The sequence below is a fragment of the Pararhizobium sp. A13 genome (assembly GCF_040126305.1).
Lineage (GTDB): Bacteria > Pseudomonadota > Alphaproteobacteria > Rhizobiales > Rhizobiaceae > Pararhizobium.
Genome location: NZ_CP149510.1, coordinates 823506 through 838306, shown reverse-complemented (window position 1 = coordinate 838306; position 14801 = coordinate 823506). Strand labels below are relative to the sequence as shown.

Here is a 14801-nt window from a genome sequence, read left to right as displayed (position 1 = left end):
GGGTTTACCCCCCTCTGTCACTGCGTGACATCTTACCCTCCTCAAGGGGGAAGATCGAGGTACTGAACCCTCATCCGTCAAACATGATTTTCCGGGGGCGACGAATTTCGATAGCGCGCAGGCCCGGATGGTGCGCCCAGCCGATCTCCCCCCTTGAGGGGGAGATGTCCGGCAGGACAGAGGGGGGTAAGCCTCCGCGCGCTCAAAAGGAGGCACGTCAATGACCGCCGTCCCGCTTCTCAAAGTCAACGACGTCTCGAAATTCTATGGTGGCCGCGTCGGCTGCCGCAATGTCTCCTTCGAGCTCTGGCCGGGCGAAGTGCTGGCCATCGTCGGCGAATCCGGCTCCGGCAAGACGACGCTTCTTTCGTGCCTGTCTACCCGGCTGATGCCGACCTCCGGTGTTGTTGAATATCACATGCGCGACGGTCAGTACCGTGATCTTGCCCGCATGGGTGAGGCCGAGCGCCGTTTCCTGATGCGCACGGACTGGGGCTTTGTTCATCAGAACCCGGCTGATGGTCTGCGCATGACAGTGTCGGCCGGCGCCAATGTCGGCGAGCGGTTGATGACGGTCGGCGACCGGCACTACGGGCAAATCCGGTCCACCGCCACCGACTGGTTGCGTCGGGTCGAGATCGAAGAAGACCGCATCGACGACCAGCCGCGCGCCTTTTCCGGCGGCATGCGCCAGCGCCTGCAGATCGCCCGTAATCTCGTCACCTCCCCGCGTCTGGTCTTCATGGACGAGCCGACCGGCGGCCTCGACGTCTCGGTTCAGGCGCGCCTGCTCGACGTGGTGCGTGGCCTTGTTCACGATCTTGGCCTGTCGGCGATCATCGTCACCCATGACCTCGCCGTCGCCCGCCTTCTCTCCCATCGAATGATGGTGATGAAAGACGGTTTGGTGATCGAGCAGGGGCTCACCGACCGGGTGCTTGACGATCCGCGCGAGCCCTACACCCAGCTTCTCGTCTCCTCGATTCTGCAGGTATAACCATGGCCACTCCGCTTGTTGTTTCCGAAGTCGCCAAAAGCTTCACCATGCATCTGCGCGATGGCGTCACCCTGCCGGTGGTCGCTGGCGTTTCCTTCTCGGTCAAAATGGGCGAATGCGTCGTGCTTGGCGGTCCGTCCGGCGTCGGCAAGAGTTCGATCCTGAAGATGCTCTATGGCAATTACGCTGTCGATGCCGGACAGATCCTGATCGAGCATCACGGCCATCTGGTCGATCTCGCCAGCGCGGCACCCCGCGCCGTTCTGGAAGTCCGCCGCGACACGCTCGGCTATGTCAGCCAATTCCTGCGTGTCGTTCCGCGTGTTTCGGCACTCGACATTGTTGCCGAACCGCTTTTGGCGCGCGGTGCCTCACAGGCGGACGCGCGCGAAAAGGCGTCCGATCTGCTGGCAAAGCTCAATCTGCCGCGCGAGCTCTGGCAATTGCCACCGGCGACCTTCTCCGGTGGCGAACAGCAGCGCGTCAATATCGCCCGCGGTTTCATCACCGACCATGCGATCCTTCTGCTCGACGAGCCGACGGCCTCGCTCGACGCGAAGAACCGCCGCGTCGTGGTCGAGATGATCGCAGCCAAGAAGGCCGAAGGCGTCGCGCTTCTCGGCATCTTCCATGACGAGGAAGTGCGCGACGCCGTTGCCGACCGCATCCTCGACGTCTCCGCCTTCTCGCCGCGAAAGGCTGCCGCATGACCATCAAGCTATCGGAAAGGCCGCTCATCCACGAGACGGCACGTGTGACCGATTGCACGATCGGCCGCTACACCGAAATCGCCGAGCGTTGCCGTATTTCTGAAACGGAAATGGGCGATTATTCCTACATCATGGAAGACGGCTCGGTCTGGTGCGCGACGATCGGCAAATTCGCCAATATCGCCTCCTCGGTGCGCATCAACGCCACCAACCATCCGGTCTGGCGGGCGACGCTGCACCATTTTACTTACCGGGCTAAGGATTATTGGCCGGATGCGGATATGGATCAGGATTTCTTCGCCTGGCGCCGGGGAAACCGCGTCGTCATCGGCCATGATGTCTGGATTGGCCACGGCGCGACGGTGCTGCCGGGCGTCAAGGTCGGCAATGGCGCGGTGATCGGCGCTGGCGCCGTCGTCTCGAAGGACGTTGCGCCCTACACCATTGTCGGCGGCGTTCCGGCAAGGCTGATCCGCGAACGGTTCGGCAAGGAGATCGCCGGGCGATTTGAAAAGCTCGCCTGGTGGGACTGGGATCACGGCAGGCTGCGCGATGCCCTGAACGACTTCAGGATGCTGGACGCCGATGCATTTCTCGCCCGTCACAATGCGTGATTTTTTGCTCCACAACCCTTGCCTGCGCAGGGATTGTGGACTGTAACAAAACCTACATCAATCTGACATTCCCACTTCATCAAGCGCCGTTATGGCAAAGACCGTACCGATGACCGGTACCGCCAACGAGGACGAGTGCCCATGTTCCAGCTGAAGAATGTAACACGAAAGTTCGGCAAGAAGATTGCCGTCAATTCGGTTACCTTCGACATCCCGCAGGGCCAGATGGTCGGCATCATCGGCCGCTCCGGCGCGGGCAAGTCGACGCTGCTTCGGATGATCAACCGGCTCAACGACGTCTCGTCCGGCTCCATCCATTTCGGCGATCTCGAGGTGTCCTTGCTGCGCGGAGCGAGCTTACGCAACTGGCAGCGCGACTGTGCGATGATCTTCCAGCAGTTCAATCTGGTGCCGCGCCTTGATGTGCTCACCAACGTCCTGCTTGGCCGTCTCAATCACCGTTCGACGGTGCTCAGCATTCTCAACATGTTCACCCGCGAAGAACGAATCATGGCAATCGGCGCGCTGGAGCGGCTCGGCATCGAGCAGACGGCGCTGCAACCGGCAGGCACGCTTTCCGGCGGCCAGCAGCAGCGTGTCGCCATCGCCCGCGCGCTGATGCAGCAGCCGAAGATGCTGCTTGCCGACGAGCCGATCGCTTCGCTCGATCCGCTCAACGCCAAGATCGTCATGGACGCGCTGCGCGACATCAACGAACGCGAGGGCATCACCGTCGTCACCAACCTCCACACGCTGGATACGGCGCGCAATTACTGCGAACGGATCATCGGCATGGCGCATGGCAGCGTCGTTTTCGACGGCCAGCCGCAGGATCTGACGGCCGCCGCCGTCGCCGAAATCTACGGCGGCAACGGGGAAATCGAGGAATCGATGACCTCGACCAGCATCAATATTCCTGCAGCGCAGGACAATCAGAAATCCTCAGGCCGCTGGCACTGGCCGGGTTGTAACCTCCCGTCAGGATCGAGAGCCCACGTCACGGGCGCATCTTTGCAACCGAATGTGAACCGGCACGGCCGGGATAACAGGAGAAGACTCTTATGTTGAAGAAAGCCCTTTTGAGCGCCGTTGCGCTCTTTGCCCTCGTCGGCCACGTTCAGGCCGAAGACCTCAAGGAATTCCGCGTCGGCATCATCGGCGGCGAAAACGAAGCCGACCGCCTGCGCAACTTCCAGTGCCTCGGCGACCACCTGAAGACCGCGCTCAATGTCGAGAAAGTATCGTTCTTCCCGGCGGCAGATTATGACGGCGTCATCCAGGGTCTGCTGGGTGGCACGCTCGATTTTGCTGAACTCGGTGCTTCCGGCTACGCCAAGATCTACCTCGCCAAGGCTGACGCCGTCGAGCCGATCCTGACCACCGAACAGATCGACGGTTCGACCGGCTATTATTCGATCATGGTCGCTCGCAAGGATTCGGGCTTCACCAAGGTCGAGGACCTCAAGGGCAAGAAGCTCGGCTTCGCTGATCCGGACTCCACCTCGGGCTACCTGATCCCGAACGTCACCTTGCCGGAAACGATCGGCATGCCGGTCAAGGAATTCTTCGCCGAGACCGGCTTCGGCGGCGGCCATGAAAACCTCGTTCTCGAAGTGCTGAAGGGCACCTTCGACGCAGGCACGACCTTTGGTTCGGGCATCGGCGAATTCAAGGAAGGCTACACCTCCGGCAACCTGCGCAAGATGGTCGACAAGGGTATCCTCGACATGAACGACCTGGTCGAACTGTGGCGCTCGCCGCTGATCCCGAACGGCCCGACCGTTGTCCGTTCGTCGCTCAGCGCCGATGTCAAGGCCAAGTTCAAGCAGTTCATGCTCGACCTGCCGACGACCGATGCGGCTTGCTTCGCGGCTGTCGAAGGCGGCGAATACAAGGGCTTCGTCGAAGTCAACTCCGACTTCTACAAGCCGATCATCGACGCCCGCAAGTCGACCATCGGCGGCTGATATCGCTTGAATGCAAAGCGCTGGCCGGTCCTGCCGGCCAGCGTTCCTCGTCTGGACAGGCTTCAGGGGCATGATGTCCGCTGAAGCCGCCACGCTTTTGCCGGAGACTCTATGGCCACGTCAGCGCTTTCCCCGACCTTGAGCGACAACGGCGCTCTGGTCGAACGCCACTGGCAGGAGCTTAATCTCCGCCGCCGGACCTACACTTTCATAGGTCTCGCACTGCTTGCCATGGCTCTTTCCGGGTCTCTCTGGTTTGCCAACGAGACCAATGCCGGCAAGTTCTTCGACCGGTTGCCCTATTTCTTTGATTTCGTCGGCGATCTCGTGCCGCGCGACGGCGCTGAAATCGGCCGCGCCATTTTCGATCTTCCCTCGCCCTATGACGATGGCAGCCTCAAGTACAATTATCCCGAAGGCCGCATGTATTTGACGGACGCGATCTACGTGCCCGAATATTTCTACAAGATGCTGGAAACGCTGAACATCGCGATCTTCTCCACCATCTTCGGCATGTTCTTCGGTTTTGTCCTCTGCTTCTTTGCGGCCCGCAACCTGATGCCGAACCCTTGGGTACGCGGCCTTGTGCGCCGCTTCATGGAAATATTGCGCGCTTTTCCGGAGGTCGTCATCGCCGGCTTCTTTCTCGCCGTCCTGTCGCTCGGGCCGATACCGGCCATGATCGCCGTGTCGATCCATACGATCGGAGCGCTGGGCAAGCTGTTCTTCGAAGTCGTCGAAAATGCCGACATGAAGCCGGATGAGGGTTTAAGAGCCGCCGGCGGCAACTGGATCGAGCGGGTCTGGTTCGGCATCGTGCCGCAGGTCCTGCCGAATTTCGTCAGTTATTTCCTGCTGCGGCTGGAGATCAACGTGCGGGCCTCGACCATCATCGGTGCTGTCGGCGGCGGCGGTATCGGCGAGCCGCTGCGTCTGTCGATCGGGCAGGGGCATGAGGCAAAGACGCTCGCCATCATCATCCTGTTGTTCTCGACGATCATTGCCGTTGATCAATTCTCCGCATGGTTGCGCCGCCGCCTCGTCGGCGACCAGGCCTTCCAGCTTGCACAATAGGAGCGGACCATGACCGTCAACACGATGATGAATGCCGCTGAGATGGAAGCAATCGCCGTCCGCCATCCGCATCTGATCTACGGTTCGTCGCGCAAGCGCATTCGCTCGGCCCTGATCTTTGCCGGCATCGCCTTCTACATGATCTATAGCTGGTGGTTCTTCTCGATCGGCCAGGTTCTCGTGAACGCCAATTGGGGCATCGCCGGCACTTACCTGGCCGACTGGATCTCTTACGAAGTTCGCCCGGATATCAAGATCGCCGCCGATGGAGCAATGCAGATCGTCTACCCACGATTTTCGCCGCTCGGGCCGAATGCCAAGCCGGAGTGGGTCAAGATCGAGACGAGGATTGCGGAGCGCACCATCGATGCTCCGGCTGTCACTCAGCAGGCCGCGCCCAGGAAGGGTTCGAGCTTCATGGCGCCGAATTCGGTGGTCGGCAGCGGCGCGCAGACCGAAGCTAAAATTGGGCGGCGCACCGAAGAGGTCGTTAGCCGCGCAACGATCAGCTACAACCGCACGACCAGCATCGATGTCGCCGATCGCAAGGTGACTGTCACGCATAACAGCGAAACACTGCTGATCGATCTCGATCCAGGCCGCGGCGTGCAGCCGGAAGGCGCCCTGCCAAAGTGGGCAACACAGAAGCGGCCGGGCGAGAAGATCACGCTCGCCTTCGGCATGACTGGCTGGGCCGATGTCGATGTGGAGAAGATCAGCATCCACAATCGCTTCCCCGGCTGGGCCAATTTCATTTTCGATATCAACTCGCCGTTCTTCAACAAGTCCTTTGGCGAAGTGGCGAGCCTGATCTTCAGCGGCGAGCGCCTTGATCCGAGCCGCTCCAACCTGTCGCTCGCCTGGAATAACATCCTTTACAATGCCGAATGGCAGCATCTCGACGTCTGGACCAAGCTGTTGCAAACCATCGTCATGGCCTTTGTCGGCACGCTGTTTGCCTCGATTGTCGCCTTCCCGCTCTGCTTCCTTGCGGCGCGCAACATCACCCGCAACGGTGTGCTGAACCAGGTGACCAAGCGCGTCTTCGACTTCCTGCGGTCCGTGGATATGCTGATCTGGGCGCTGTTCTTCACCCGTGCCTTCGGCCCCGGGCCGCTGGCCGGCATGTCGGCGATCTTCTTCACCGATACCGGCACGCTCGGAAAGCTCTATTCGGAAGCGCTGGAGAATATCGACGACAAGCAGCGCGAGGGCGTGAAATCGGTCGGAGCCGCGCCGCTGACCGTGCAGCGGTTTGGTGTCCTGCCGCAGGTCCTGCCGGTTTTTGCCAGCCAGGCGCTCTATTTCTGGGAATCAAACACCCGGTCGGCAACCATCATCGGTGCGGTCGGTGCGGGCGGTATCGGCCTTAAACTCTGGGAGGCGATGCGGACGAATTCCGACTGGGAAAACGTCTGTTACATGGTTATCCTGATTCTCGTCGTCGTCTTCCTATTCGACAGCGTCTCCAATCTTCTGCGCTCGCGTCTGATGGGCCAGAAAACACATTGAAAAACGTGCCGGCTCATCGCCGGCCATCACGATAATGTCACGAAAAGCGCGTAGCGACGGCGTCTCATCGGCCCGTCCGATCGACGCTCCCGTGACATCCTCGATAGGGAATGGACCGTGCGCTACGCATTCTATACGACGCCGGACGAAGACCACCCGCTGACGATTGCGGCGGCGAAATGGCTGGGCAGCAACCCGTTCACCGGCGAAACCACGCGGCTTGAAGCCGCCGGCGATTTCGATGCGGTTGAACTGACGGCGCTTACCGCCGATCCGCGCCGCTACGGCTTTCATGGCACGCTGAAGGCGCCTTTTCCGCTTGCTCCAGTGAGAAACGAAGCGCAACTGCTCACTGCCTTCGATGGTTTTGCCGAGGAATGTGCCCGCTTCGAGATACCGGAAATGGCGCTGGGGCAGCTCGGACCGTTTTTTGCTCTGGTGCCGGCGGGCGACTGTCCCGAGCTGCAGGCGCTTGCCGATGAGACGGTGCGGCGTTTCGAGCCCTTTCGAGCGCCTCTCACGGCTGACGATTTGTCGCGGCGCAAGCCGGATTCACTGACCGACGTGCATCGCAGCAATCTGCTCTCCTGGGGTTATCCCTATGTGTTCGAGAGCTTCCAGTTCCACATGACGCTGACCGGCCCCGTGCCGGTGGAGCGGCAGGCCTCGATGAGGGCCCTGCTGGAGCAGACATTCGCGCGGTTCATTGGCAAGCCGCTTGCCGTCACGTCGCTGGCGCTGTTTACCGAGCACGCGCGCGGCGCGCCTTTCACCGTTCACTCGCTTTTGCCGCTTGGCGGCACGTCCAAACGAAAGATGGCATGACATGACCGCTGAAAACGTTCTCTCCAACGCCCGCGTCGTCCTCGAGGACCAGATACTCACCGGCTCGGTGCTCATCCGCGACGGCAAGATCGCCGATATCTCCGAAGGCGTTAGCCGCACGGGCGAGGATTTCGAAGGCGATTACCTCATCCCCGGCCTTGTCGAGCTGCACACCGATCATCTGGAAGCCCACTATTCGCCGCGCCCCGGCGTTCGCTGGCTGAAGATGGCGGCGATCCAGGCACATGACGCCCAGGTCGTCACGTCTGGCATCACCACGGTGTTCGACTGCCTGCGCATGGGCTCCGACGAGGATGGCGGCTTCGAGCAGGGCGAGATGCGCGACATGGCAGACGCGCTGGCGCAAGCCGCCAAGGAAAATCGTCTGCGGGCAGACCACCGCATCCACCTGCGCTGCGAGGTCTCGACCGACAACGTGCTCGCGCATTTCCTGGAATTCGAGAACGATCCGCAGGTCGGCCTCGTTTCGCTGATGGACCATGCGCCGGGCCAGCGGCAGTTCCAGACGATGGATCAGTACACGCTCTACTACAAGAACAAGCGCGGCATGACGGACGAGGCCTTCGCGGAATTCTGCGCCCGCCAGCAGGCGCTTTCCGCCAAATATGCCGCGCCGCATCGCACCGAGATCGCCAGGGCCTGCGCCGAGCGTGGCATCACCATTGCGAGCCACGACGACGCGACCATCGCCCATGTCGAGGAATCGGTCGGTTTCGGCATTCGGCTGGCGGAATTTCCGACGAGCTTCGAAGCCGCGGAAGCCTCGCATGCCGCGGGCCTGAGCGTGCTGATGGGCGCGCCGAACATCGTGCGGGGCAAGTCGCATTCGGGTAATATCGCAGCGCGCGATCTCGCCGAGCGCGGCGTGCTCGACGTACTCTCCTCAGACTACGTGCCGTTCAGCCTCATCCACGCGCCCTTCGTGCTGTCGGACGAGCTGGAAAGCGTCAGCCTGCCGCAGGCGCTCGCCATGGTCACGGCGACCCCAGCCCGCACGGTTGGTCTCACCGATCGCGGCCGGATTGCCACCGGCCTGCGCGCCGATATCGTTAGGGTCCAGCGTCACGAGGGCATCCCTGTCGTTCGTTCCGTCTGGCGCGAAGGCCGGCGGGTCGCCTGATGCACGGCTATCCATCGGACCATCGGCAAGGTGCGATCATCGTCGTGGTCGGACCAAGCGGCGCCGGCAAGGACAGCGTCATCGGTTTCGTCGCGCAGCATTTCGCCAGTCGCGCCGAGATCGACTTCGTTCGCCGGGTGATTACCCGTCCCTCCGATGCCGGAGGTGAGGATCACGAGAGTGTTTCCGAAGGTGATTTCGACGCCCGGCTTGCCGCTGGCGATTTTGCCGTCGCGTGGCAGGCGCACGGGCTGCAATATGGCATTCCGTGCGCGGCACTTGATCGCGTGCGTGCGGGGCGGATCCTGATCGCAAATGGTAGTCGCGGGGCGATTGCGCGGTTCCGACAGGTGTTCCCGAAGGTCGTGGTCGTCAATATCACAGCTTCGCCGCAGGCGCTCGCTCAGCGGCTCGTGGCGCGCGGGCGCGAGAGCGAGGCTGATATCCTGAAGCGCCTGCAGCGGCAGGCACCGGATATTCTCGACGATGCGGATGTGATCACGATCGACAATAGCGGATCCCTCGATATTGCCGGTTCGCGTTTCGCGGCGCTGGTCGCCGAGTTGTGCGGGATGACGCTGGCTACAAGCTAGCCGTCAAAGCGCGTTGTCGAGAAAATACCATTGGTCGAGATGGTCGCGAATGACCGGCTCGATGACCGAATTCAGAAGAACGACGTCTTCCATCAGGCGCGCGCCGGATCGTTCCTCCGGCGGAAGGCTGATGGCCGGCAGAGCATGGAAGCTGAACTGCGCGCCGCCGGTACGCAGGGTGTAGACCGGGCAGATCCGTGCACCAGTCAGGCGGGCAAGCCGCGCGACCAATGCAAGATTGCCGTCCGCGTGCGGCTTGCGTCCAAGAAACGGCCCCCGGATTTTTCCGCGCAGGCCCTCGTCGCAGAAGACGATGATGGTGCCGCTATCCTGCAGACGTTTCAGCGCCGGACGGACGGCCGTCTTTCCCGGCGGTAGCAAGGATATTCCCGCCTGCTGCCGGACGCGCCTTGCGATCCAGTGCCGCGCAGGACTGTTCGGTGGCGCGTAGTTCAGCGCTGCATCGATGCCCAGCCTGTGCACGATCGACCAGATCAGTTCCCAATTGCCGGTATGCAGCCCCATCAGGATCAACGGACCTTGTCGGGCGGCATCGATGATAGACTCCTCTCCATGCAGGGTGACGCGTTTGCCATCTTTCGCCATACGGTTGACGACAGAGAATTCGGTCATGAGCCGGCCCTGATTTTCCCAGTTCCGGACCATCAATGCGTCGCGTTCGGTATCGCCTGCGTTGGGCAGCAGCCGCGCCAGATTCACGCGTGCCTTTTTAACGGCGCCCTTGTGCCAGCGGGGGAGGGAGAAGAGACCCAGCTTTGCGCCGAGTGCCGAGCAGGCATCGGCGGGCAACAGCTTCATGGCATAAAACATTGCCAGGTCGAAGGCGTTTTGCAGTGTTCCGCCAATCCAGTGGCTGATGAATGCCCTGCGCGCCTTGCCGCCGCGCCAAACGTCAGAGAGCGGCGGCGCTCTACGGGGCGCGTAGACCCAGACTTTCCGGGAGGAGTCGCGTTCAGGGCGCATGATGTACGCTCAGCGCCGGTGCAGCGTCACCGGCAGGCCGCCGCGCGGACGCAGCGTCAAACGGCATTGCGGCTCGACCTTGGCATCATCCGCGACCCGGACCTGGAAACGTTGGGCAAGGATCGCCAGGCACAGGATCGCTTCGTTGAGGCCAAACTGCAGCCCCGGGCAGACGCGCGGGCCGCTGGCGAAGGGGATGTAACTGTAGGGTATGGGTTTCTGGCCGTTGAGAAAACGCTCCGGCTTGAACAGGTGCGCGTCCTTGAAGAAGGCTTCCGTCCGATGCAGCAGCCAAGGCACGATCAGGATCAGCGAAGCCGGCTTGACGTCGATATCGCCAATCCGGTCGGCCTCGTTCGCCTGGCGCGCGAGGATAGGCACCGGCGGATAGAGCCTGAGCGTCTCCTCGATCACGGCGCGGCACCATTCGAGCTGCGGAATGTCGTCGAGCGTCGGCACGCGGTTGCCGCAGACGCGGGCGAGCTCCTCATGCAGGGATTTCTCCACCCACCCGGCCCGCGACAGCAAGTACCAGGCCCAGGTCAGCGTCGCTGCCGTCGTCTCGTGGCCGGCCATGAAGATCGTCGCCGCCTCGTTGCGCAGCGCTACCACGTCGAGCTTCAGCTCCGGGTTGCGTTTCTGCCGGCGTACCAGAAGCTCGACCATCGAATTGTCGTCGCCGCGGCCGGCCAGATGGTCCTCGACCACCTTGTCGATGATCTGGTGGATGCGCGACACGGACCGGCGCAACTTCGGCGTCCGCAACACCGGCAGGCCTTCGTCGAAGCCGAGAAAATAGCCGATGTTGACGGAATCGATCAGCGACTGGTAACTCTCGAACCCCTCGCTGACGGCGTTCGCAGCTTCTTCACCGAGATCGTTGCCGAAAACGGCGCGGGAAATGATCTCGGCCGTCAGTCCAGCCATCTCGAAGAGCGCATTGACGGGTGCGCCGTCCGGTAGTGACTCCCAGCGTTGGACAAGCTCGCTTGCCGTGTTCTCCATGATTCTGCCGAAAGCCGGCACACGGTTCTTGTGGACGATATCGTTGACCAGCGGGCGCCGCTGCTTCCAGGTTTCGCCATCGGAAATGAACAGGCCATCGCCGAGCAGGAACTCCAGCGCGCGCCGCATCTGCGGCGTCTTGCGCTCGAAATTCTCGTGCCGTTTGGCAACAACGTAGCGGATCGCGTCCGGCGAATTGACGACGACGACCTGACGTCCGAAAATCTTCATCTGGGTGACGCGGTCGGTATAGTCGCCCTTGCGCCAGATCGACAGGAAATCGTGGCGGGCCTTGAGGATAAGGTTCAGCGGTCGCCCAGGCTTGCCCTTGTAGTAGTCGGAATGCGCGGGCTCGAACGACGTCTTCCTGAGTTTTTCAATGATATCCGTCGTTTGCCGTAATCTGGAGAACATGCTCCCGCTGCCCCTGTCTGTATCCGGTCACGGCGCGTCGCGCGCTCATCGTTGCGGCTTACCGGATAGCAGCAATTTCCCGCAGTGCAAAATTCTTTCGACGACGCAGCACAGGGTGAAAAGGTCTTCACGGCGGCGGGCGATGCCGCGGCCGTGAAGGAGGGAATTCAGCGCAAGGCCGCGCAGGCCTTTGCGATCCGCTCCAGCGCTTCGCGCAGTTCCGCTTCCGAGGTGGCATAGGAGACGCGGAAGAAGGGCGAGAGGCCAAAGGCGGAACCCGGCACGACGGCGACATGGGCATCTTCGAGCAGATAGGCACAGAAATCCGTGTCCGTCTCGATCCGCTTGCCGCCAGGCGTCGTTTTGCCAAGCACGCCGCTGCAGCCCGCGAAGGTGTAGAAGGCGCCTTCTGGGACGCGGCAGTCAAGGCCGTCTATGGCGTTGAGCGCGGCGACGACCAGATCGCGACGGCGCTTGAAACTTTCCGTGCGCTCCTTCAGGAAATCCTGCGGCCCGGTCAGGGCTTCCACCGCAGCCGCCTGGCTGATCGAGGACGGGCAGGAGGTCGACTGGCTCTGGACCACAGCCATGGCCTTGATCAGGTCACGCGGTCCGCCGGCATAGCCGATGCGCCAGCCGGTCATGGCATAGGCCTTGGAGACGCCGTTCACCGTCAGCGTGCGATTTTTGAGGTGCGGCTCAAGGGCAGCCGGCGTGACGAAGCGGAATCCGTCGTAGACGATGTGTTCGTACATGTCGTCGACCAGCAGCCAGACATGCGGATGTTTCAGGAGCACGTCGAGCAGCGGGCGATAGTCTTCGGCGCTGTAGGCGGCCCCGGACGGGTTGGATGGCGAATTCAGCATCACCCAGCGGGTCTTCGGCGTGATCGCCGCTTCAAGCTGCTCGGCCTGCAGCCGGAATCCGGCTTCGGCATCGCAGGCGATCAGGACCGGCTTGCCCTCGGCGATCTCAACGATATCCGAATAGGATGTCCAATAAGGCGTCGGGATGATCACCTCGTCGCCCGGGTTGAGCGTCGCCATCATGGCGTTGAAGAGGATCTGCTTGGCGCCGGTCGCGACGGTGATTTGATCCTGTTCGTAGGAGAGGTCGTTTTCCCGTGCGAATTTCTTGCGGATCGCGGCCTTCAGTTCCGGCGTTCCGTCGAGCGCGGTGTATTTGGTTTCGCCTCGCAGCATGGCGGCGGTTGCCGCCCGCTTGACGTGGTCCGGCGTGTCGAAATCCGGCTCGCCGGCGCCGAGAATGATCACCGGCTTACCGTCGCGTTTCATGGCTTGCGCGCGGGCGCCGATCTTCAGGATTTCCGAAACGCCGATCGTGGAAATCCGCGAGGCGGGCGAAAAGCCCGCCTCCTCAACCTTCGTGTTGATGGTCATGTCAGGTCCTATTCGATGTCGCCGATATTATTCGATGTCGAACGAGACGCCCTGTGCCAGCGGCAGGGCCTTCGAATAGTTGATCGTGTTGGTGGCGCGGCGCATGTAGGCGCGCCATGCGTCCGAGCCGGATTCGCGGCCGCCGCCGGTTTCCTTTTCGCCGCCGAATGCGCCGCCGATTTCAGCACCGGAGGTGCCGATGTTGACATTGGCGATGCCGCAGTCGGAACCGTCAGGCGACAGGAAGCGTTCGGCTTCCTGCAGATCGAGCGTGAAGATCGACGAGGAAAGCCCGGCGGCGACAGCATTGTGATCGGCCACGGCCGCGTCGAAATCGCTGTACTTCATCACATAGAGGATCGGCGCGAAGGTTTCCTCGAGGACCGGACCGGCCTGCTTCGGCATTTCGACCAGCGCCGGCTTGACGTAATAGCTGTTGGCGTGGCCGAGATCGACGCGTTCGCCGCCGGTGATCGAGCCGCCATGGGCTTTCGCTTCGGCAAGCGCCTTCTGCATGTTGTCGAAGGCCGGCTTGTCGACCAGCGGGCCGACGAGGGCGGTCGATTCCAGCGGATTGCCGACCGACACGCTCTGGTAAGCCTTCTTCAGGCGCGGAACGAGCTTGTCGTAGACGCTTTCATGAACGAAGAGACGGCGCAGCGTCGTGCAGCGCTGGCCTGCCGTGCCCATGGCGCCGAAGGCGATGGCGCGCAACGCCATGTCGAGATCGGCCGAGGGGCAGACGATGCCGCCATTGTTGCCGCCGAGTTCGAGGATGGCGCGGGCAAAGCGCTTGGCAAGGCGCGGACCAACATCGCGGCCCATGCGTGTCGAGCCGGTCGCCGAAACCAGCGGCACCTTCGGATGATCGACGAGCACTTCGCCGATGGCGCGATCGCCGATCAGCACCTGGGCCAGGCCTTCCGGTGCATCACCGAAGCGGGCGATGGCGCGGTCAAGGATAGCCTGCGATGCAAGTGCGGTGAGCGGGGTCTTTTCCGACGGCTTCCAGACGACGGCATTGCCGCAGACCAGAGCAAGCGCCGAGTTCCAGGCCCAGACGGCAACCGGGAAGTTGAAGGCGGAGATGACGCCGATGACGCCGAGCGGGTGCCAGGTTTCCATCATGCGGTGGCCGGGGCGCTCGGTGGCGATTGTCAGGCCGTAAAGCTGACGGGAGAGACCGACGGCGAAATCGCAGATGTCGATCATTTCCTGCACTTCGCCGAGACCTTCCGACGGGATCTTGCCGGCTTCTATCGACACGAGGCGGCCGAGATCGGCCTTGTGGGTGCGCAGTTCCTCGCCGAGCAGGCGGATCAGTTCGCCGCGCTTGGGGGCCGGAACGAGACGCCAGGCGCGGAAGGCCGCGTCAGCCTTCTCGATCTTGGCTGCGGTTTCAGCGGCCGAAACCGTCTTGAGGCTGGCGATCTGTTCGCCGGTAACGGGCGAGAAGGAGGCCATGTCGCCGCCTGCGTAGAGCTCCTTGGCGACGCCGAGCTTTTCGAGAAGCGCGGCCGTTTCCTGGACGACGTTCACCGTCTTCGTTGCAATGTTCATGATGA

At 62.2% G+C, this 14801-nt stretch carries 13 protein-coding genes and 1 pseudogene; 10 read left to right on the top strand and 4 right to left on the bottom strand.

All coding sequences use genetic code 11. The features are described 5' to 3' along the window. The first annotated feature begins 220 nt into the window (after positions 1–220). The 10 genes and pseudogenes from phnK (at position 221) to phnN (ending at position 9433) form a co-directional block, all read left to right on the top strand. Positions 221–997, top strand: a complete 777-nt coding sequence (gene phnK, locus WI754_RS03960) for a phosphonate C-P lyase system protein PhnK (RefSeq protein ID WP_349436355.1) — start codon at positions 221–223, stop codon at positions 995–997. A gap of 2 nt (positions 998–999) precedes the next feature. Further along, on the top strand, positions 1000–1707 hold the full coding sequence (gene phnL, locus WI754_RS03955) for a phosphonate C-P lyase system protein PhnL (protein ID WP_349436354.1): 708 nt from the start codon (positions 1000–1002) through the stop codon (positions 1705–1707). Continuing rightward, positions 1704–2321: a DapH/DapD/GlmU-related protein gene (locus WI754_RS03950; RefSeq protein ID WP_349436353.1), complete on the top strand. Its 618-nt coding sequence runs from the start codon at positions 1704–1706 to the stop codon at positions 2319–2321. Before phnL ends, WI754_RS03950 begins: the two co-directional genes overlap by 4 nt. A 141-nt stretch (positions 2322–2462) precedes the next feature. Continuing rightward, positions 2463–3292 (top strand): annotated as a pseudogene (gene phnC / locus WI754_RS03945) (phosphonate ABC transporter ATP-binding protein). A 90-nt stretch (positions 3293–3382) separates the two neighbouring features. Then, the gene (gene phnD / locus WI754_RS03940; RefSeq protein WP_349436352.1) at positions 3383–4288 is read left to right on the top strand and encodes a phosphonate ABC transporter substrate-binding protein; all 906 of its coding nucleotides are present in this window, start codon (positions 3383–3385) and stop codon (positions 4286–4288) included. Positions 4289–4399: 111 nt separating this feature from the next. Next, entirely contained in the window at positions 4400–5362 is a 963-nt protein-coding gene (phnE, locus tag WI754_RS03935) for a phosphonate ABC transporter, permease protein PhnE (RefSeq protein WP_349436351.1), read from the top strand. Positions 5363–5371: 9 nt separating this feature from the next. Further along, positions 5372–6874: a phosphonate ABC transporter, permease protein PhnE gene (gene phnE / locus WI754_RS03930; RefSeq protein WP_349436350.1), complete on the top strand. Its 1503-nt coding sequence runs from the start codon at positions 5372–5374 to the stop codon at positions 6872–6874. Positions 6875–6991: 117 nt separating this feature from the next. Then, positions 6992–7699: a DUF1045 domain-containing protein gene (locus WI754_RS03925; protein WP_349436349.1), complete on the top strand. Its 708-nt coding sequence runs from the start codon at positions 6992–6994 to the stop codon at positions 7697–7699. A 1-nt stretch (position 7700) separates the two neighbouring features. After that, on the top strand, positions 7701–8840 hold the full coding sequence (locus WI754_RS03920) for an alpha-D-ribose 1-methylphosphonate 5-triphosphate diphosphatase (protein ID WP_349436348.1): 1140 nt from the start codon (positions 7701–7703) through the stop codon (positions 8838–8840). Further along, complete coding sequence (gene phnN / locus WI754_RS03915; protein WP_349436347.1) at positions 8840–9433, top strand: phosphonate metabolism protein/1,5-bisphosphokinase (PRPP-forming) PhnN; 594 nt, start codon at positions 8840–8842, stop codon at positions 9431–9433. Before WI754_RS03920 ends, phnN begins: the two co-directional genes overlap by 1 nt. A 3-nt stretch (positions 9434–9436) precedes the next feature. On the opposite strand, the gene WI754_RS03910 is transcribed toward phnN, so the two are convergent. The 4 genes from WI754_RS03910 to WI754_RS03895 form a co-directional block, all read right to left on the bottom strand. Next, entirely contained in the window at positions 9437–10417 is a 981-nt protein-coding gene (locus tag WI754_RS03910; protein ID WP_349436346.1) for a lipid A biosynthesis lauroyl acyltransferase, read from the bottom strand. 9 nt (positions 10418–10426) lie between these two features. Then, positions 10427–11836: a cytochrome P450 gene (locus tag WI754_RS03905; RefSeq protein ID WP_349436345.1), complete on the bottom strand. Its 1410-nt coding sequence runs from the start codon at positions 11834–11836 to the stop codon at positions 10427–10429. A gap of 167 nt (positions 11837–12003) precedes the next feature. Continuing rightward, the gene (locus tag WI754_RS03900; protein WP_349436343.1) at positions 12004–13236 is read right to left on the bottom strand and encodes a pyridoxal phosphate-dependent aminotransferase; all 1233 of its coding nucleotides are present in this window, start codon (positions 13234–13236) and stop codon (positions 12004–12006) included. Between the two features lie 27 nt (positions 13237–13263). After that, positions 13264–14796 (bottom strand): aldehyde dehydrogenase family protein, encoded by a 1533-nt coding sequence (locus WI754_RS03895; RefSeq protein ID WP_349436341.1) that lies wholly within the window; start codon positions 14794–14796, stop codon positions 13264–13266. Positions 14797–14801 lie beyond the last annotated feature (5 nt).